Below are 20,591 nucleotides of genomic sequence, written 5' to 3' on the forward strand. Positions count from 1 at the left end.
TTTCTTGGTTTCCATGAAGCAAATTCATCATCAATCATCAAAAAAACAATCATGAAAAAGTATCTTTTGCTCCTGTTGGGACTACCATTTTTTTTAAACGTCCAGGCACAAAACAACGCCGCCGAGTATCAGCTGGACTTCACAAAACAGCAGCAAAATCTCGTTCACGTCAAAGCGAATCTTGAATTATCGCAAGCAAAAAACCGTTTTTTCATGATTACGCATCCTTCGGACAAAAATCCTGATGGCGAAGCCAAATTCGTAAAGAACATTACGGCCAAAAACAAAAAAGGCCAAAAACAAACCCTCAAGTATTTAGGTGAAGGCACTTGGGAAATCCAATCAGTATCAAGTGGTTCGTTTACCGTTGAATATGATATTGCATTAGATCACAACACCGAAAACTGGGATCATTGCGGCGGCGTTGACGAAGTGGCTTACAAAACTCCGGAAGGCTTATTTTTTACCGGATATTCTTTATTCATGGCTCCGGATATTCCCGCTTTGGGAGATGTAAAAAACGTATCGGTTTCTTTTACGTTACCGAAAAACTGGAAAGCTTCCACCCCGTGGATCAAAACACAAAAACCGAATCATTATACCGTTAATGAGGATTTACGATTCCTTTTAAACAATTGTATTTTTGTTGGAAATCATCACGAAAAGGAAATCAAGTTGGGTGATTTTGAATTATTGTTTGCTCTTGGAAGTTCAATGCAACCTTATGAAAACGACTTTATCGGACTGATGCAACCCATTATCGAATCGACTACGAAAGTATTTAAAGGTTCACCGAAGAAAAAATACCTCATCGTGGTTAATGAAAATGATATTATGACAGACGGTAGTGCCTTCAGAACCAGTTTCAGTCAGATTATCAAAGGGAAAGTAAACAAAAACAGCCGTACGAATTGGGGCCACATCATGGCGCACGAAACGATTCACCTTTGGAACGGCCACACATTAATCCCGAAGGAACAGGAAGAATGGTTTAAGGAGGGTTTCACCGATTATCTGACGAACATTTTACTGACGCGTACCAAAATTATCGACGAACCGACGTTTTACAAACGTTTCGAAAACGTAATTACGAAATACAATATTACCCGAGATCTGATGCAGAACAAACTCAGCATTCAGGAATCCGGAAACAACAAAGACCAGAACCATTACTTGGTGTATGGTGGTGGCGAATTGGTCGCTTTAGGTTTAGACATTGAAATCCGGAAAGCGACAAACAATCATAAAAGTTTAGACGATGTATTTGCCGGTATGTATGAAGCGTTCGGAAAAACCAATACGCGTTACGAATTGAAAGACATTATTGCGATTTCAAATTCCGTTTCGGGTAAAAATCTTCAATGGTTTTTTGATGATTATGTTACAGGAACGAAACGAATTCCGGTTACCGATTATTTAGCCGCGATGGGATTACAGCTTGACGGCTTTTTGGAAGACGTGTATATTTCCGCAGGTGAAAATCCGAACGCAGAACAATTGCAATTCAAAAAAGGGATTCTCGGGTTGTAAATATTATAGAGGCGGGTTTTAAACCCGCCTCTATAATATTATAATTAAATGCTTTCCTCCACCAATTCCGGGGCAAATTCCATGTGATCCACTATTTCTTCTTCTTTTACGGGCTTAGATGCTTTAAGGGCATTGAATTTCTCCAATTGCTCTAATCCGTCTTCTTCACCACTGAAATAAGGAAAAACATCCATGATAGGAGATTCCGAAATAGCCGGTATGGTGTACTCGCCCATGGTGTTTTTCATGGCAAAAACGGTGTTATCATAAGCCTCTTTTACATCGTTGGCTTGTATTAACAGATAAAAACTCGTCTTACGCTCTTTACCGCTTTCTTCATCATAAGCCAATAAGGACACTTTTGATTTGAACCAACGGTCCGTATTCTCGAAGGGATGTATTTCGGCATAATTAGCCACTTTTATATTCGTGATTTTAAACTCTTCACTAACATAGGCAGCCATCTCTTCATTAATTCTGCTTTCTGCTTCCGTATAGGATAAGGCATCTACCAAATAAGGCTCTGTCGCCACCTTTTGTACACCGTTATCGTCTATTTTTCTGTATTTTACTTTGCATTCGTACCAAATTGCACCCATAACTGTTTTTTTTTTAAAGGATGGCAAAGTTAGATTTTAAAAGAAAATAAATCCACAATTCATAAAATAGATATCCACAATTTGAGATGAAAGTTGGCATTGGCTTTTGTTGGCATGAGGGCTTATTTAAAAAACAAAACCACAACTTTTACGGTTGCAGTTTTATTTGGTCTCTTTGTAGGCACGGTTACAAATCCGCGCTATCGGGCAAAGTTAGATTTTAAAAGAAACGAAATGCACAATTGATAAAATAGATATTCACAATTTGTGATGGATATTGGCTCTGAATTTTGTTGCCGTGGCAATTTATCAAAAAACAAAACCACAACTTCATATGGTTGCAGTTTTTTATTTGTTCTCTTTGTAGGCACTGATTGCACCCGAGATTTAAGCCGAACTGACGAAGTAAATCCGCTCCCAGGGGTGTTTGTTTTCAATTCTGTTCGGTCGTCTAAAACTGTTTATACTACCAAGGACCGTTCTGTTTCACTTGATAAAAGCGTTTGCCATCAAATCGATAAAGTCCGGCTCCGGCACCCCACCACATATTTCCCGACTTGTCCTGATACATACTCTGAACACAACAGTTAATCCCGTCTTTTTCTGTAAACACGGTAAATGCTTTTGGATTTGGTAAGGGAACGGAAGGGTCAAATCTCGTAGTACTACCTCGGGCTGTAACCCAAATAATACCTGACTCTTCTATATATATACCCCAAAATTCAGTACCCCCTAATCCGTCTTTAGCAGTGTATTCGGTTAAAGTTTTTCCATCATATTTACAGATGCCGTTTTTCATAGTAAACCACATATTTCCAGCTTTATCCTGTGCTATACCTCCCGCATAGTTACCTCCCAAACCTTCCTTTTCTGCAATATTGGTAATTGTTTTTCCACCTGTTAAGATCGAATCCGAAGGATCATAACGAAAGACACCATTTTCAAAAGAAGCAAACCAAATGTTTCCACTTTTGTCTTCCATGATGCCAGCAACATTTATAGGGGGAAGTTGTTGAAATAATGAAAAACATTGATCACCTTTGCTATCGGCAGATGGATCATATCGGAAAACGCCACCATGTGTACCTACCCAAATAGTACCCGATTTGTCAACAAGGATGCTTTTCCGACTTATATCTATATGGCTCAAGCCATCTTTTTGATTATAATTTCTAAAGGTTTTTCCATCATATTTATAAACGCCTTGGTCAGTCCCAAACCAAAGATTACCATTTTTATCTTCATTAATAGCATAAACAGTGTTGCTATTAAAACCATTAGGATTAGAAAAGTAAGTCAGCGTTTTTACATCATACCTCACTACACCTTCGCCTAAGGTACCAAACCATAAATTCCCTTTCGAATCCTGAAAGATAGCTCTAATATATTGGCTTACAAGACTGGGATCCCAAACCGGGTTAGAATTGACAACTTTAGGCTGTGGCCTTCCTATTATTTCCAGGCCTGGTTGCGGTACATTAGTCGTCTGCTTCGGAGCGTTTTTCTCCACTTGGCCATGGCAGGAATTCATAAATAACCCCGCGAAAAGCCAAATGTAAATTGAATTGCGAAAATTATATTTTGTCATTTTCCTCTGTTTTAGTTGCTATAAGAAATGTTCGTAAAATGCTATAGAGTTTTAGATTTTCAGATCGCATAAGCATGACACACCACCCTATTGTTTGGAATTATTGTCAGTCAACTACTTTTATTACAACATTACCCGTTTTCTGACCGGATTCAACATATTTGTATGCCTCTACAATTTGATCTAACTTGTATTTCCTGTCAATTACAGGTTTGAATTCGCCTTTTTCAACAAGTTCTTTCAAAAATAGCACATCCTTTTTAGTAGTAGTCGGAATTGGGAACAAAAGTTTTTTGCCTCCCCAAAGCGAAGTGGTAAGTGCATAAAGTATATTCTCTCCATTTTTACCCAGTTCAGTTGAAATGTATATCCCTTTTTCAGTCAGCAAAGGTTTGCATTGACCGAATGAACTTTTTCCCACTGCGTCAAAAATGAAATCAAATTTTTCTTTTGTCTTTGTGAAATCCTGCGTTTGATAATCAATAACCGTATCTGCACCAAGAGATTTTACCAACTCTACATTTTTCGTATTACAAACCGCGGTTACTATTGCCCCAAAATGTTTTAATAGTTGAACAGCCGCAGAACCAATAGCACCGGTTGCTCCATACACTAAAACATTTTGTCCGGATTCAACTTTAGCAGCCCTGATGTCCACCAAGGCATAATGTCCGCCTTCTGTAATAGCTACCGCTTCATCAAAGTTTAAGTTTTCAGGCATGTGTGTAATCGCATCTGTTTCAGCAATTGTCAAATACTCTGCATGACCACCAAAGGTTTTGTCATTAAACCCAAAAACTTTATCGCCTTTTTTGAATGTTGTTACATTTTTTCCGATATCTTCAATTACACCTGCAAACTCACAACCTAATATTTGACATTTTGGTCGCAAAAGTCCGCTCCAAAACCGTGAAATGAAATATTCTGCACTTCTGAAACCGGAGTCAGTACGGTTTACTGTGGATGAATAGACCTTAATTAATACTTCGTTATCTTTTGGAAAAGGTTTAGCAACCTCCATTAACTTGGCAACTTCCGGCGGTCCATATTTTGCATGTACAATTGCTTTCATTTTTCAACTATTTTGATGGTGTTTGGCGGTGTCCCTAAACTGGCGCGAGCATCTTACTCATGTACAAAAACCAATTGCCGACAATCTATAACATATTTGCACAATTCCGCCACTTCGGTATATCGTGTTACAACTCAATGAATTTATGTTGCGGGCAAGAGCAGGATGCTCTCGCTAGCGTGGTTTTTTTGTTCTTTTAGTTTGTTTATCGCTAAGTCAAATATTCAAAAAAGCATTCTGTTTTGCCCTAAAATTCCATTTGAACAAAACCGTTTATAGATGTAGCTTTTACATCATAAAGTTCTTTTAGTAAATAATATTTTTATGTACTTCTTTTCCAATTGTAATACTTGTTTCAAGTTTTTTCAAGAATTCAGAAAGTATATTCACAACATTTTTTCTTGCACTATTTAATTCCTTTGACATTTTCGGTAAACCATCAATTGTATTTAGAAACAGATGCATATTATTTAATGCGAATTCAATTTGGATTAATAGATTATCTAAAGAATCACCAGCTTCAATTATTTCTTCCTTTTTGTTTTCAAAATCATTAATATAAATCGTTATTAATTTTGAAAATGAATCAATACCTTTTTCAAAATTATTTATATAAATTGGGATTTCGGGTTCAATTCGATTTGCAAAATCATTCATTACGTTTGCTGTTCTTTCAAAGATATTTCTTTGAACTTTAAAGGATATGGGCTGATTTCTGTTTTTAGCGATTAAAACATCTATTTCAGACGTTTTTTTATTCATTTCATCACCAATCCAGTTCGTTGCTTCTGAAATCCTTATTAAAGCGTGAGTTGAAATCGAAAACGATTCCTCTATAAACTCTTGATAATCAATGATCCCAAAATCTTCTTCTTCAACAATTATGATATCTGTATTTACTTCTTCAATTTTTGTTGGAAGATTTGGAATAGCTTTTAAATTCTGAATCCTTTTAGGAATATGAATTCTTAATAATCTTTCGAGTTCATCTTTTAGATTAAATTCCCAATACAAAACGTTTTTTTCTCCCAAACTGGATTTGAAATCTCTAATTTTTGTGAGCTGTTCAGGATTTATTTCAGTTAAAGACTGAGGTGCTGAATTTTTGAAATAAAATAAAATTTGTACAGAGTTATTATCTTTTATAAATTTTTGATGAGCTATGTTAAATTCTTCTTCTGTACCTGAACCATATTCTTTTGTTGGTGTTCCAAATTTCATCCATAAAAGACCAATAAATAAATCATATTCAGGGATATCATTATTTATTATGCTTTGTAATCCTTCGGAACCTATTGCTGGCGCGGAATTTGTTTCCCATTTTTGTAATTCTAAAATAATGTTATTTTGGCTTCCAAACGTTAAGTTTAATTCTTCAACAACTTGGTCTATGGATTCTCTTTCTTCAGATAAATCAGATGGTGAGGCTAAAAATATTTTATACTTACTAATTAATTCAGGCATTTTGCTAAGTTTTGTTTTTTACACAATTTTTTTTCGAAAGTTACAACTAACTCTTAAACAGACGTAACGCATTAATATATAGAACTGCTCACTTTAAAAGCATCATAATCTAAAGAAAAATACACTACCTCTATTTTCCGCTAATCTACAAAAAGTAAGAAAATAAAACAATTTAAGTGATTTATAATTTGATGTCATCAGGAATTCTCAAAATTGGGTTTTACATAGTCATGTGTTAAAAATTTCATTTTTAAAACTTACACACTTTTTGGGATAGTGTCTTTTCAACGCAGACCTGGCAGGTTTTTAAAAATCTGTCAGGTCTAACATGAAGGATGTCGGTGTTTTATTTTAACACTTGATTAGCATAAGTCACATACAAACACGGATTTCACGGACTAAAAACCATTTCATGTCGCTTGCCATTGTTCTCGAAAATGACTTTCGTCCAAAACGGTTTTGCCTGATTCATCGTTGGGAACCAGTTTCTTTTTTCATCGGAAACGATAAACAATCCGTGATCATCTCCCAATACAGAGAAGTTCTCGCGTTTGGGTTGTTTGATGAAATAATCGGTTTCATAACGCTGATTCACCTCGTCACAAAATCCGAATACGTTATCGGCCACAAAACCGATTTCGCTTATTTTTAAAAAAGAGGCGCTGCTGAATTTTTCATTCACAACATTCTGTAAATCATAGCGAACGATGCATTCCAGAATATTGCCGTTGTTATCGTAGAAATAAAACGATTTGGCATTCCAATTACTGAAATCGACTATATATTGATTGGGTTCGTACGGAATCAGTTCCGCTTTACCCCTCATCCATTTCAAACCCGCTTTCAGCTTATTTTCGGGAATATCGAAAGCGAAATGATAAACCGGTTTCTGAATGGCATCCGACAAATGAAAACACAACTTTGAAGTTCCTGTCTGAAAAGAAAGAAGTTCATCCGTTTGTTCTATCACTTTCAAGCTTAGCTTTTCCTTGTAAAAGAATTCGGTTTCCGAAAGGGAGTTGGTTAACAGATGAACTTCTGAAATTTGCATGATTTTTAATTCTATTTAGCCAAATCGAAGCGATCCAGGTTCATTACTTTATTCCATGCCGCTACAAAATCGTTTACGAATTTCTCCTGAGCATCGGAACTGGCATACACTTCGGCAAGTGCTCTGAGTTCGGAATTGGAACCAAAGACAAGATCGGCACGGGTTCCTGACCATATTGATTCTTTTACCCCGGTTGCACTGCCTTCAAACAATTCCTTATGTCCATCAACCGCTTTCCAGGTTGTACCCATGTCTAGCAGATTCACAAAGAAATCGTTGGTAAGTGTTTCCGGACGTTTTGTGAACACCCCATTTTTCGAATTATCAAAGTTGGTATTCAATACACGCATACCACCTACAAGAACGGTTAATTCGGGCGCTGTGAGTGTCAGTAATTGCGCTTTATCCACCAACAATGCTTCTGTTGGAATTGTAAATTTGGTCTTCAGGTAATTACGGAAACCATCAGCTTTTGGCTCTAATACGGCGAATGACGCCACATCGGTTTGTTCCTGCGAAGCATCCATACGACCGGGCGAGAAAGGAACCGTTACGTTATGACCAGCATTTTTCGCAGCTTTCTCAACACCGGCACAACCTGCCAATACAATCAGATCGGCAAGTGAAACCATTTTACCACCAGATTGCGAGTTATTAAATTCTTTTTGGATGCCTTCCAGCGTATTTAATACTTTTGATAACTGAACCGGATTGTTTACCGCCCAATCTTTTTGAGGAGCCAAACGAATACGTGCACCGTTAGCACCACCTCGTTTGTCTGAACCTCTGAAAGTGGAAGCCGAAGCCCAAGCTGTGGAAACCAATTGAGAAACGGAAAGACCGGAATCCAACACTTTGGCTTTCAGGGAAGCGATATCATTTTCATTAATCAGTTCGTGGTTCACGGCCGGAATCGGATCTTGCCATATCAATACTTCTGAAGGAACTTCACTTCCAAGATAACGAGCAAGAGGCCCCATATCGCGGTGTGTCAGTTTGAACCAGGCACGGGCAAAAGCGTCTGCAAACTGATCGGGATTTTCATAGAAACGTCTGGAAATTTTTTCGTACGCCGGATCAAAACGCAACGACAGGTCTGTAGTCAGCATGGTAGGCGCATGTTTTTTTGAAGGATCGTGCGCATCGGGAATCGTCCCGCCACCTGCGCCATTTTTGGCCACCCACTGAAATGCTCCGGCAGGGCTTTTGGTCAGTTCCCATTCGTGACTGAACAGGTTATCGAAAAAGTGATTACTCCATTTGGTTGGTGTTTGTGTCCAGGTAACTTCCGGTCCACCCGTAATGGCATCTCCACCTTTACCCGTACCGTGTTTACTCATCCATCCCAAACCTTGCAATTCAATGTCCGCCGCTTCGGGTTCTGCTCCCACAAGCGAGGCATCTCCTGCACCGTGCGCCTTACCGAACGTGTGACCTCCCGCAATAAGTGCAACGGTCTCCTCGTCATCCATGGCCATACGGGCAAAGGTTTCGCGTATATCTATAGCAGCAGCAATCGGATCCGGATTCCCGTTAGGTCCTTGCGGATTTACATAGATTAACCCCATCTGAACTGCCGCAAGCGGATTTTCAAGGTCTCGTTCCCCCGTATATCGTTGATCATCCAACCATGTGGTTTCAGAACCCCAGTAAACGTGTTCTTCCGGTTCCCATACATCCTCACGGCCACCGGCAAATCCAAAGGTTTTGAATCCCATCGATTCCAAAGCGACATTCCCGGCCAGAATCATAAGATCGGCCCAGGAAATTTTGCGACCGTATTTTTGTTTGATGGGCCAAAGCAGTCTGCGTGCTTTGTCAAGATTGGCATTGTCCGGCCAACTGTTAAGCGGTGCGAAACGCTGTTGTCCGGCTCCTGCACCACCACGACCATCTCCAATACGATATGTGCCGGCGCTGTGCCATGCCATACGGATGAATAAAGGTCCGTAATGTCCGAAATCTGCAGGCCACCAGTCCTGTGAGTCGGTCATAAGTGTAGTAAGGTCATTTTTTACAGCCTGAAGATCAAGTCTTTTGAATTCTTCTGCATAATTAAACGCATCTCCCATCGGATTAGACAGTGAAGAGTTTTGACGCAGCATGCTTACTTTTAACTGATTGGGCCACCAGTCCCGATTTTTTGTCCCGATCCCTCCCAGGTTTTGACTTTGAGCTGTATCGGAAAACGGGCATTTACCATTGTTATTAGAATTGCTTTCCATATTTTATAAAGTTATTAGTAACGGATGAATATTTATTTTTACGAGAAATTACCAAATTAAAATACTGTAGGTCAATTTTTTACGAGCATTAAATTTAGTTAAAATTACCGAATTAACTGATTAACTTTTCATAAATCAAATTGATTGTTTTTATTTTTTCATAAGAAAATCCTATAACCTAAAATTGGTATGATGTTTGTTTACCTTTGGAAACTAAATTAAATAAGCATGAAAAAAACAGCACTACTATTAGCTTTCATTCCTTTTTTTGGTTGCGCGGAAATGCAACAGGTTATCGATCAGTTACCACAAACACCGGGCGTTATGGGGCAAATGGGAATAGGACAAGTCGAAATTGCTTCCGGACTGAAAGAAGCGCTGAACAAAGGAATTGAAAAACAAGTGATAAAACTTACCAATACAGACGGTTTCTACAAAAATGAAATGGTAAAAATCCTTTTACCGGAAGAACTTAAAAAGGTAGACAAAACGCTTCGTGATATCGGCATGAGCAAATTGGCTGATGAAGGTTTGAAAGTAATGAACCGTGCGGCTGAAGATGCAGTAAAAGAAGCCACTCCTATTTTTGTCGATGCGGTGAAGGGGATGACTTTCAACGATGCAAAAAACATTCTTATGGGTGATGACCGTTCCGCTACGACTTATTTACAAACCACAACCTCAACTGCTTTATACGCGAAATTCAATCCGGTGATTAAAAAATCGTTTGCCAAAGTAGGCGCTGATAAAGTTTGGGCCACCATAATTACAAAGTACAACAGTGTGCCGTTGGTAAAAAAAGTCAATCCCGACTTAACGGATTATACCACCAACAAATCCATGGAAGGTGTTTTCAAAATGATTGCTGTGGAAGAGAAAGACATTCGTAACAATCTGTCTTCCCGAAGCAGTGATTTACTGAAAAAAGTATTTGCCTTACAAGATGGAAAACAGGGCTAAAAAATTAAAATTCAACGAGATACAAATAACAATTTATTAACACTAACTAAGAAAAAATTATCGGAACTTTGCGTCAGAATGAATAGTTTCTCATTTGGTTAGGGTTAGTTAAAAAAAGAATTCCACGCTTTCGGGCGTGGTTTTTTTTTGCATTTAATCCAAACGATTATGCAATTGTTTGAAGTAATCAAAAGCTTTCACCAACCGGCTGCCGTACCAGGAAAACATTTCACCGTCTACAAAAACGGTTTTGGCATGATGCGTATGCCGCCCTAATTCAAAAGCGTGTTCGTCTTTAAAGGGAAACGGTTCGGAAGACAATAAAACCAAATCGGGATCGCCCTGAATCCGCATTTTCTGAATTACGATTTCCGGGTAACGTCCTTCGTATTTCGGGTGATTGTCATAGATGTTTTCGAATTTATTCAGCTTCAGCAATTCATTGATAAAATTATCCCCTCCTGCTACCATATACGGATTGGCCCAGATAAAATAAGCCACTTTCTGAACTTCCCTGTTTTTCATGAAATTCTGAAAATCAGCTAAAGCGAAATTCGTTTTATCGATCCATTTTTGCGCATCGGTGCGTTTGTTGAACAATTGTCCGAAATCGGAAATCATTTGCAGATTATCTTCAATGGTAATGATATTCGTTACCCAAACCGGACAAATATCTTTTAATGATTCTACAATTTCCAACGTATTCTCTTCCTTATTGGCGATGATAATATCCGGTTGCAATGCTTTTATCTTATCGATTTTCACCTGTTTCGTTCCGCCGACAATCGTTTTGGTCGATTTGAAATGAAACGGATGCACGCAGAATTTAGTGATTCCCACTACACTGTCTTCCAGGCCCATATCGAAAAGTAATTCGGTTTGGGACGGCACTAAGGAAACAATTCTTTTAGGTGTTTTTTCGAACGTATGTTGGATTCCGAGTTGATCGGTATATGTCTTTGAATTTGGCATTGCCAGATAAAAATTTAATTATAAATCGGGAGTTTGTTCCTTTTTGGTTATTCCGTTGGGAAACATGATTGTCAGCAAAACAAAAATAAGCAGGAAATTAAACTCCACTCCGTTTCGTCCTCCGCCCACTACATACCAGCCTTCCGGTAAATGAACCATAAAAATACCGACAACCAATATGAATATCGTTACGATTGCTGCCGGTTTGATGTATTTATTCAGAAGCAGTAAAATGGCTGCCACTACGTGCGATAGTTTGATTGCCCAGGCCAATGCCAATCCGAACGGAGCAAATCCGACCGTATTCAGGTAAAGGTTACCGAAATCATTAATCCCGTTGTTGAACATGCCCGGTACACTGTGCATGATTAAAATCACAGCTACCGCAAAACGAAGCAGAAAGGTACTTTTCATTTTTAAAATTTAGAAATGAGCAGTAACAAATATAACCTATTTAAGGATTGTTGCCATTTCCTGTTGCAGTTTCAAGGCCTCTTCTCTTGCTTTTTCGGCGAAATCGGCTGCGGTGGACGCATAAATGATTCCGCGGGACGAATTGATTAACAAACCGACGTTTTCGTTCATACCGTATTTGCAAACCTCCGCAAGACTTCCGCCTTGAGCGCCTACTCCGGGAACCAATAAGAAACTGTCGGGGACAATTTTACGGATTTCGGTAAAATATTCCGCTTTGGTTGCTCCTACCACATACATCAGGTTTTCGGAATTCTTCCAGGATTTGGAAGTTTCTAAAACTACCTTGTACAATTCTGTTCCGTCTACATTTTGAGTCTGAAAATCGAAAGCACCTTCGTTTGAAGTTAATGCTAACATAATCGTATGCTTGTCTTCAAATGCCAAAAACGGCTCTACCGAATCTTTTCCCATATAAGGCGCCACGGTAACCGAATCAAAGTTCAGATCTTTGAAAAATGCCCTTGCATACATGGAAGACGTGTTTCCGATATCTCCACGTTTTGCATCGGCAATGGTGAAGATTTCAGGATATTTTTCGTTAATGTAATGAATGGTTTTTTCCAATGATTGCCAGCCTCTTATTCCGTAAGCTTCGTAAAAAGCGGTGTTGGGTTTATAGGAAACACATAAATCGTGGGTCGCATCGATGATCGCTTTGTTGAATTCGAAAATCGGGTCTTCTGTTTGTAACAGGTGTTCCGGAATTTTGTTTAAGTCGACATCCAAACCAATGCATAAGAATGATTTTTTTGATTGGATTTGGTCTTGTAGTTGTTGTGTTGTCATCTTATTTAGGTACTAAGGCGCTGAGATGCTAAGGTACTTAGGTTCGAAGCGGCAAAAGAGTTGTTTTTATTTTTTTTCGGTTACCAAGTTGCTGAGTTTGGTTGTTGTAATTTAACTGCAAAGGTCGCAAAGTTTTCGCAAAGGTCGCAAAGTTTTTTCTAAACCCAATATGACCGGTAATTTTTTGAAAGTTTACAAAAATTCAAATGGTTTCCGGTCTAGCCCCGATTGGAGCGGCGCCTCGCAGAGCGGAAAGCGGGAAAATGGATTCCAAAAAGGCCCAAGCCATTCGCTCCAAAAAAAATACCATACATCAACAAGTTCAGTATGGCATCTTTTTCTATTCTCTTTGCTCTTTTTTCTATTAGAAAACGTCGCTTTCTTTCAGTTTTTCCATATTGTTGACCAACTGGAGTTCGTCAATAAATTTTTGGATTTTACCATTCATAACCCCATCCATATCAAAAACGTCTAAACCAATTCGGTGATCGGTTACACGACCTTGCGAATAATTGTAGGTTCTAATTTTTGCAGAACGGTCACCTGAACTAACTTGCGAAGTACGCTTTACGGCATCTTCCGCTTGCTTTTTCGCCAATTCCTGTTCGTACAAACGGGAACGCAAAACCTCTAACGCTCTGTCTTTATTTTTATGTTGTGATTTCTGATCCTGACATTGTGCCACCAATCCGGTAGGGATGTGTGTTAAACGCACGGCCGATTTTGTCGTATTTACCGACTGACCACCGGGACCTGATGAACAGAAGAAATCCACACGAACGTCGTTCATGTCGATTTGTACGTCGAATTCTTCGGCTTCCGGAAGTACCATAACCGTCGCTGCGGAAGTGTGCACACGTCCTTGCGTCTCGGTTTGCGGTACACGCTGAACACGGTGAACACCCGCTTCGAATTTTAAAGTTCCGTAAACGTCTTCTCCGGTCACTTCAAAAATCACCTCTTTGAATCCGCCCGAAGTCCCTTCGTTCATATCCACTACAGAAGTTCTCCATCCTTTGCTTTCGCAATATTTAGTGTACATACGGAACAAATCGCCCGCAAAAATGGAAGCTTCATCCCCACCGGTACCGGCACGGATTTCCACCATTACGTTTTTGGCATCTTCGGCGTCTTTCGGGATCAACATGAATTTGATTTCCTCTTCCAGTTGCGGCAAACGCTCTTTGGCTTCTTCCAGTTGCATTTTGGCCATTTCCACCATTTCGGCATCAGAACCATCGGCAATGATTTCCTGGGCTTCTTTAATATTTCCGTCGACATTGATGTATTCCTCGCGTTTTTCAACCAAGGCTTTCAAATCTTTATATTCTTTATTAAGCTGAACATAACGCTTTTGGTCGGCGATAACATCGGGTTGGATAATCAAATCCGAGATCTCGTCAAAACGCTGTTTCACATATTGCAGTCTGTCTAACATAATTCTATACGCTGTTTTCGGGTGCAAAATTACAAAAAAAATAGGTTCAAAAAACAGCTAAAAAACAACATCTCTTTTTTTGCAAAATATTATTCAATTTATCTACCTTTATCCCGTTAAAAATCTTGAATGAAAATGAAAAAATTCACTGTTACTTTAGCTGCAATTGCGTTTGTGGCCTGTAACCAAAAGAAAGAGAGTTCACTACAGATTGGTGAACCGGAAGAGATTGTAACCAAAGACTACGAACAGCTTGAAAAAGCAGACTGGCTTTTGGGAGAATGGGGAAATACTTCTGCGGAAGGCAATTTAACCGAGACCTGGAAACAGGAAAACGACAGTACTTTTATCGGAAAAAATTTCGTAACCGTTGAAGTGGACACTGTTTTTCAGGAAAATGTGGTTTTGGAACAAAAGAACGACAGTTTGTTCTACAAAGTGACCGTTAAAGGACAAAACAACAACGAAACGGTAGCTTTCTATCTGACTGCCGCGGATGATGATCAGTTGGTTTTTGAAAATCCGAAACATGATTTTCCTAACAAGATTACTTATAACAAGATTTCATCTGACAGTTTAGTTGCTGAAATTTCCGGAATGAAAGACGGAAAAATAAGCAAGGAACTATTTGCTATGAAGAAGCGTTAAATCCAAAAAAGAAACGAAAATTTTAAAAAGCCTCGCAATCAGCGGGGCTTTTTCTTTATAACTAATTCATTTTCAACACGTAATAAAAATATCACAATTTTATTTTAAATAAGTCTAAATAAATCTTGTGTTTTTCGAAATTAGAAAATAGTTTTGCGGTAAAATATTATTTTAATTTATTCTAAATAAAAATGAAAACTGCGAAATTATTTTACTTAACCGTAAGTGCGCTATTTGTCAGCACGTCTTTTCTTGCTCAGGAAAAGGAAACAAAAAAAGATTCCATCAAGACATTAAATGAAGTTATTGTTAACGGAAACACTCATAAATACAAAAGAGAAAAGAGTACTACCGTTTCAAAAATGCCGTTAACCAACATTGAAAACCCACAAGTTTACAATACGGTTACAAGCGAATTATTAAAAGAGCAAGTTGTAACCAATTTTAATGACGCTCTAAAAAATGCCACCGGAGTAGCAAGACTTTGGGAGTCGACCGGTCGTGGCGGTGACGGTGCCGAATTTTACATTGTTAGAGGATTTGCCACTCAACCAACGATGATTAATGGATTTCCCGGCATCAACAACGGGACTATTGATCCGTTAAACGTAGATAATATCGAAGTCATAAAAGGCCCGTCGGGAACTCTATATGGCAGCAGTCTGATTTCTTACGGCGGATTAATCAACATAGTGACCAAAAAACCACATTCAAAATTTGGTGGTGAAATTGGCTATAATGCCGGGACGTACGGGATGGACAGAGTTACCGCCGATGTAAATCTCCCCATAAATAAAGATGTTGATTTCAGAGTAAACACAGCCTACCAAAAGGAAAATTCTTTTCAGGATGCCGGTTTCGGAAAATCATTCTTCATCGCTCCTTCTTTGAATTACAGGGTTACCGACAAACTATCCTTTTTAATCAATACCGAATTCTACGAAAGAACATCAGCTAATGCACCGATGATTTTCTTAAGCAGATATTCTCCGTTGTCTTTTAACTCAATGGATCTTTTTGAAAGAAGTTATAAGAAATCCTATACTTCAAATGAGTTATCCATCAGCAATCCGACGTATAATTTACAGGCTCTGATGATTTATAAATTATCGGATCAATGGACATCACAAACTGTCTTATCCAGAAGTAACAGCAAAACCAGTGGCTACTACTCCTATTTATGGGATTCTGCCAATGGCGATGAGTTTACCCGATTTATCTCAAAAAGAAACGGTGAAACATTGACTACTGATATCCAACAAAATTTCATCGGTGATTTCAAAATCGGAAAATTAAGAAATCGCTTAGTGGCCGGACTTGACTACTTCAAATCCGATATTTTCAACGGAAGCACAGGTTGGGTTGGCAACGGAACTGTTTCTTTAGTAAACCAAACGGATACAGGCGATTTAACCCAAGCCGGTGTAGACAATCTTTTGGTTGGTTCCTTCGAAGGTAACTCGACGGCAGAAACTGAAATCATCAGTGCTTATGTTTCAAATGTATTGAATATTACTGATAAACTTTCTGTTATGGCCAGTATCCGTGGTGATGTATTTAAAGGAAAAACCGCATATTGGTCAACTGACGAAATCAGCAGCCAAACCAGTTTTTCACCAAAATTTGGTGCCGTCTATCAAATCATAGAGAACAAATTATCGGCTTTCGGTAACTACATGAATGGTTTTGTCAACGTAGCACCACAACAGGTTGCCGATGTTGACGGTTCCAACCCGAGAATGAAATCTTTTGACCCGGAGCACGCCAACCAATATGAATTTGGTTTAAAAACAAATCTGTACAAAGACATTATTTCAGGTTCGATCAGCTATTACAACATCGATGTGAAGAACCGATTGATGACCGATCCGAACAACATCAACAACTCAATTCAGGGTGGTGAAGTAAACAGTAAAGGTGTTGAAATCAGTCTTACGGCTAATCCGACGAAAGGTTTAAATATCATTGCAGGTTATGGCTATAATGACAGCGAAGTGACTAAAGATAATCCCGGAGATGGCTATTTAGGTTTGCGTCCCGAAGAAGCCGGACCGGAAAATTTAGTAAACTTATGGGCTAATTACACTTTTGTGGCGGGTAACTTAAAAGGATTCGGAATTGGATTCGGAGGAAATTATGCCAGCGAATACAAAACCTTAAACAGAGCCAACATAGGTACGTTTGAATTACCGGATTACACTATTTTAAATTCGGCTTTGTGTTATAACAACGACAAATTCAACATTTCCTTAAAAGTGAACAACCTTCTAAACGAAAAATACTATTCGGGTTGGTCAACCGTTACGCCTCAAAAATTAAGAAGCTTAACTGCCGGTTTAACCTATAGATTTTAATAATAAATGATTTGTGTTAGTTTAGTTTAAATCAGACTCCTCATTTCGGTGGGGAGTTTTTATCGTTGAAGAATGAAAAACAACATTTTAAAAAAAGCAATCCGAAAAATACATCTTTGGCTAGGGCTGGCTTCCGGTATTATCGTATTTATTATTGCCATCACCGGATGTATTTATGCGTTTCAGATGGAAATCAAGGACATGATCGAAGATTACCGTTTTATCGACAAACAGGATGCTCCTTATATGCTACCATCTGAATTACAGAAAATTGCTCAAAAAGAACTTCCAAACAAACATTTGCACGCTATAGAATATAATGGTCCTGAAGAAGCTGCGGAAGGTATCTTTTTCAATAATGAACCTCGTTATTATTATACGGTTTACATGAATCCGTATAACGGAAAAATAATCAAAACCATTGATTTGGACAAAGGCTTCTTCCCTTTCATTTTAGACGGCCATTTTTATTTATGGTTACCGCAAGAAATCGGTCAAACTGTTGTGGCGACTGCTACCCTGATTTTTGTTCTGATGATCATCAGTGGTTTCATCCTTTGGTTTCCGAAAAACAGAAAAGCAGCCAAACAACGTTTTTGGTTTCAATGGAAGGAGAGTTTAAAATGGAAACGAAGAAATTACGACTTGCACAATATCACAGGTTTTTACGTGATGAGTATCGCACTAATTTTTGCCGTAACGGGTTTGGTTTGGGGTTTCCCTTGGTTTGCGTATTGTTATTACACGGCGATGGGAGGCGAAAAATCCTTAATTTACGAGGATCCGGTTTCCGTGCGACCTAAAACTGCAGATGCTAAAATCGCCAATCCGTTGGACAAAGCCTGGCTGATGATGCAAAAGGAATATCCGACAGCAAAATCCATCGAGGTACATCCTCCGGAAACGGACAGCTCATCAATTGCTGCCAACGCAAATCCGGAAGCCGGAACGTACTGGAAAATAGACTACCGTTACTATGATCAGTATACCTTAAAAGAAAAACAGGTCAATCATGTTTGGGGACGTTATCCCACAACAACTAATTCCGATAAGGTAATGCGTATGAATTACGACATTCACACCGGAGCCATTTTGGGTTTACCCGGAAAAATATTCGCTTTCCTGATTAGTTTACTGATTGCGAGTTTGCCGGTTACCGGATTTCTGATTTGGTGGGGAAGAAAGAAGAAAGGTAAAGCTTAAAAATTAAAAATCCCGCAGATTTTGCAGATAAAAAAAGGCTTTTCAATTACGAAAAGCCTTTTTTACTATATTCTGAAAACTAATTTCAGCTTAATTTTTCACCGGAATACTCTCCAAAATCTCAAGGACGAATTTCCAATATTTCTGAGCTGAAGAAATCGAAGCTCTTTCATCCGGGCTGTGTGCTCCTTTGATGGTTGGACCGAAGGAAATCATGTCCATATCCGGATAATTAGTTCCTAAGATTCCGCATTCTAATCCGGCGTGACAAGCAGCGACATTCGGTTTGGAACCGTTTTGTTTTTCATAGATGGATGCCATCACATCTAAAATCGGAGAGGTCACATTAGGTGTCCAACCCGGGTAAGAACCGGTAACCGTCACTTCGCAGCCAAACAATTCGTAAGCCGAACGTAATGCATTCGCCAAATCAAACTTAGACGATTCAACAGAAGAACGTGTTAAATTCTGAATCGAAATCTCTCCGTCTTTCACAATCACACGGGCAATATTGTTGGACGTTTCCACCAGATTTTCCATATCGGCACTCATTCTGTAAACTCCGTTATGAGCCGTATAAACTGCACGTAACAAACCTTCCTGGACTCCCAAATCCATTACTTTTGAAGGTAAATCGGATTTTACGATTTCAATGGTTAGGTTTTTCTCAGTCGTTTTATACTCGAATTTAATATCGTTAATTACTTCCTGCATATCAAACACGAAAGCCTCATCGTACATTCCGGCAATGATCACTTTAGCAACGCTTTCACGCGGAATTGCATTACGCAGACTTCCTCCGTTAATTTCCGAAATCTGCAAACCGAAGTTTTCAAATCCGTCGAACAACAAACGGTTCATTATTTTGTTGGCATTCCCTAAACCTTTATCGATATCCATTCCGGAGTGCCCTCCGTTTAAACCTTTAACGGTAATGGTATAACCTACTGAATCTTGCGGAACTTCTTCCTCATTATACTGACGGGTTGCCGTAACATCCACGCCACCGGCACAACCAATGCCGATCTCATCATCTTCTTCCGTATCTAAATTCAAAAGGATTTCACCGTTAAGCAAACCGCCTTTTAAGCCCATCGCTCCGGTCATTCCCGTTTCTTCATCAATAGTGAATAACGCTTCGATAGCCGGGTGTTTGATCTCTGTACTTTCTAAAATCGCCATGATGGTTGCTACTCCAAGACCGTTATCGGCACCAAGTGTAGTTCCTTTGGCGCGAACCCAGTCCCCGTCCACATACATTTCAATTCCCTGTGTATCAAAATCGAAAACAGTGTCGTTGTTTTTTTGGTGCACCATATCCAAATGCGACTGCATCACTATGGTTTTACGGTTTTCCATTCCTGCCGAAGCCGGTTTTCTGATGATTACGTTTCCTACTTCATCATTAATGGTTTCAAGACCTAGTTTTTTTCCGAAATCCATCATAAATGCGATTACGCGCTCTTCCTTTTTAGAGGGACGCGGCACGGCATTCAGGTCGGCAAATTTATTCCAAAGCTGTTTAGGCTCAAGGTTTCTTACTTCCTGGCTCATATTTTTTATTTAATGTTGTTTTTTTCAAAGTCCCAAAGTTACGAAGTTTTACCACTTTGGAGATCAGAATGTGGAGTAATTTTCGTGGTAAAGATTAAGCGGACATCTTTACACATTAAACACAGATTTCACTAATTTACGCAGATTAATTTGTGAAAATTCGTGAAATCTGTGTTTAAAAAAGTTAAAAAATCCTACTTATTTTTTTATAACTTTAATCAAAAACGTTTTTTCTTAAGTATTTTTCAGCAGAAATTATTCGTGATTCAGTAGTTTCTCATGTGCCACGTGCTCCTCGAAAAGTTGCGGTATTTTTTTTTCGGACACTTCGCCATACCAAACATTATCAGGCTGAAAACCTATCACAGGAGCGCACTTACAATTATCGGTGCATTGAATTTTCATCATCACGACATCGCCTTTCATTTCGGTTTGTTTTATGAGTCCTCGAAACACTTTTCGGTTGTGTTTGTTGGGCTTTCCGCATTTGCTTCCGTCACAGAAGAGAATGACTTTTTTCGGAATATCTAAACTTTTCATAATACTCTTTTCTTAATTCCTGCTTATTACAAATTTACGACAAGTCTTTGGATTTGAAAACAGAACCAAGAACAAAGAGTCAAGACGGTTTTATCATCATATTATGTTTGTTTCTCGTTTCTTGTCTCTT

General features: G+C 38.8%; 17 protein-coding genes. 5 read left to right on the top strand and 12 right to left on the bottom strand.

Annotated features, from left to right (window positions below):
- Positions 1-51 precede the first annotated feature (51 nt).
- Complete coding sequence (locus tag FLJC2902T_RS06980) at positions 52-1,530, top strand: M61 family metallopeptidase (RefSeq protein WP_023579095.1); 1,479 nt, start codon at positions 52-54, stop codon at positions 1,528-1,530.
- Between the two features lie 44 nt (positions 1,531-1,574).
- On the opposite strand, the gene FLJC2902T_RS06985 is transcribed toward FLJC2902T_RS06980, so the two are convergent.
- The 6 genes from FLJC2902T_RS06985 to katG all read right to left on the bottom strand — a co-directional run bounded on the left by FLJC2902T_RS06985 (position 1,575) and on the right by katG (position 9,529).
- Positions 1,575-2,129, bottom strand: a complete 555-nt coding sequence (locus FLJC2902T_RS06985) for a DUF4494 domain-containing protein (protein WP_023579097.1) — start codon at positions 2,127-2,129, stop codon at positions 1,575-1,577.
- A 466-nt stretch (positions 2,130-2,595) separates the two neighbouring features.
- Positions 2,596-3,717 (bottom strand): ligand-binding sensor domain-containing protein, encoded by a 1,122-nt coding sequence (locus tag FLJC2902T_RS06990; protein ID WP_023579099.1) that lies wholly within the window; start codon positions 3,715-3,717, stop codon positions 2,596-2,598.
- 106 nt (positions 3,718-3,823) lie between these two features.
- Positions 3,824-4,789, bottom strand: a complete 966-nt coding sequence (locus tag FLJC2902T_RS06995; protein WP_023579100.1) for an NAD(P)-dependent alcohol dehydrogenase — start codon at positions 4,787-4,789, stop codon at positions 3,824-3,826.
- 306 nt (positions 4,790-5,095) lie between these two features.
- A complete protein-coding gene (locus FLJC2902T_RS07000) occupies positions 5,096-6,253 on the bottom strand; it encodes a DUF4062 domain-containing protein (RefSeq protein WP_023579101.1) in 1,158 nt (385 codons plus the stop codon).
- 391 nt (positions 6,254-6,644) lie between these two features.
- The gene (locus tag FLJC2902T_RS07005; RefSeq protein ID WP_023579102.1) at positions 6,645-7,304 is read right to left on the bottom strand and encodes a VOC family protein; all 660 of its coding nucleotides are present in this window, start codon (positions 7,302-7,304) and stop codon (positions 6,645-6,647) included.
- Positions 7,305-7,315: 11 nt separating this feature from the next.
- The gene (gene katG / locus FLJC2902T_RS07010) at positions 7,316-9,529 is read right to left on the bottom strand and encodes a catalase/peroxidase HPI (RefSeq protein ID WP_023579103.1); all 2,214 of its coding nucleotides are present in this window, start codon (positions 9,527-9,529) and stop codon (positions 7,316-7,318) included.
- Between the two features lie 228 nt (positions 9,530-9,757).
- On the opposite strand from katG, the gene FLJC2902T_RS07015 reads away from it, so the two are divergent.
- The gene (locus FLJC2902T_RS07015; RefSeq protein WP_023579104.1) at positions 9,758-10,489 is read left to right on the top strand and encodes a DUF4197 domain-containing protein; all 732 of its coding nucleotides are present in this window, start codon (positions 9,758-9,760) and stop codon (positions 10,487-10,489) included.
- A 153-nt stretch (positions 10,490-10,642) separates the two neighbouring features.
- Here the strand turns inward: FLJC2902T_RS07015 and FLJC2902T_RS07020 are convergent, their stop codons facing one another.
- From FLJC2902T_RS07020 to prfA, 4 genes are all read right to left on the bottom strand, one after another.
- A complete protein-coding gene (locus FLJC2902T_RS07020; RefSeq protein ID WP_023579105.1) occupies positions 10,643-11,461 on the bottom strand; it encodes an ABC transporter substrate-binding protein in 819 nt (272 codons plus the stop codon).
- An 18-nt stretch (positions 11,462-11,479) separates the two neighbouring features.
- Complete coding sequence (locus FLJC2902T_RS07025) at positions 11,480-11,875, bottom strand: DoxX family protein (protein ID WP_023579106.1); 396 nt, start codon at positions 11,873-11,875, stop codon at positions 11,480-11,482.
- Between the two features lie 36 nt (positions 11,876-11,911).
- The gene (gene pyrF / locus FLJC2902T_RS07030) at positions 11,912-12,724 is read right to left on the bottom strand and encodes an orotidine-5'-phosphate decarboxylase (protein ID WP_023579107.1); all 813 of its coding nucleotides are present in this window, start codon (positions 12,722-12,724) and stop codon (positions 11,912-11,914) included.
- Positions 12,725-13,088: 364 nt separating this feature from the next.
- Positions 13,089-14,162, bottom strand: coding sequence for a peptide chain release factor 1 (prfA, locus tag FLJC2902T_RS07035; RefSeq protein WP_023579108.1), 1,074 nt, complete (start codon positions 14,160-14,162; stop codon positions 13,089-13,091).
- A gap of 135 nt (positions 14,163-14,297) precedes the next feature.
- Between prfA and FLJC2902T_RS07040 the strand changes: the two genes are divergently transcribed.
- The 3 genes from FLJC2902T_RS07040 to FLJC2902T_RS07050 all read left to right on the top strand — a co-directional run bounded on the left by FLJC2902T_RS07040 (position 14,298) and on the right by FLJC2902T_RS07050 (position 18,367).
- On the top strand, positions 14,298-14,810 hold the full coding sequence (locus FLJC2902T_RS07040) for a DUF6265 family protein (protein ID WP_035677746.1): 513 nt from the start codon (positions 14,298-14,300) through the stop codon (positions 14,808-14,810).
- Between the two features lie 191 nt (positions 14,811-15,001).
- Positions 15,002-17,164, top strand: a complete 2,163-nt coding sequence (locus FLJC2902T_RS07045) for a TonB-dependent siderophore receptor (RefSeq protein WP_023579110.1) — start codon at positions 15,002-15,004, stop codon at positions 17,162-17,164.
- Positions 17,165-17,236: 72 nt separating this feature from the next.
- Entirely contained in the window at positions 17,237-18,367 is a 1,131-nt protein-coding gene (locus FLJC2902T_RS07050; RefSeq protein WP_023579111.1) for a PepSY-associated TM helix domain-containing protein, read from the top strand.
- A 90-nt stretch (positions 18,368-18,457) separates the two neighbouring features.
- On the opposite strand, the gene FLJC2902T_RS07055 is transcribed toward FLJC2902T_RS07050, so the two are convergent.
- Entirely contained in the window at positions 18,458-19,921 is a 1,464-nt protein-coding gene (locus FLJC2902T_RS07055; RefSeq protein ID WP_023579112.1) for an aminoacyl-histidine dipeptidase, read from the bottom strand.
- A gap of 255 nt (positions 19,922-20,176) precedes the next feature.
- Positions 20,177-20,461, bottom strand: coding sequence for a (2Fe-2S) ferredoxin domain-containing protein (locus tag FLJC2902T_RS07060; RefSeq protein WP_023579113.1), 285 nt, complete (start codon positions 20,459-20,461; stop codon positions 20,177-20,179).
- Between the last annotated feature and the right edge of the window lie 130 nt (positions 20,462-20,591).

It is taken from the genome of Flavobacterium limnosediminis JC2902 (assembly GCF_000498535.1).
Taxonomy (GTDB): domain Bacteria; phylum Bacteroidota; class Bacteroidia; order Flavobacteriales; family Flavobacteriaceae; genus Flavobacterium; species Flavobacterium limnosediminis.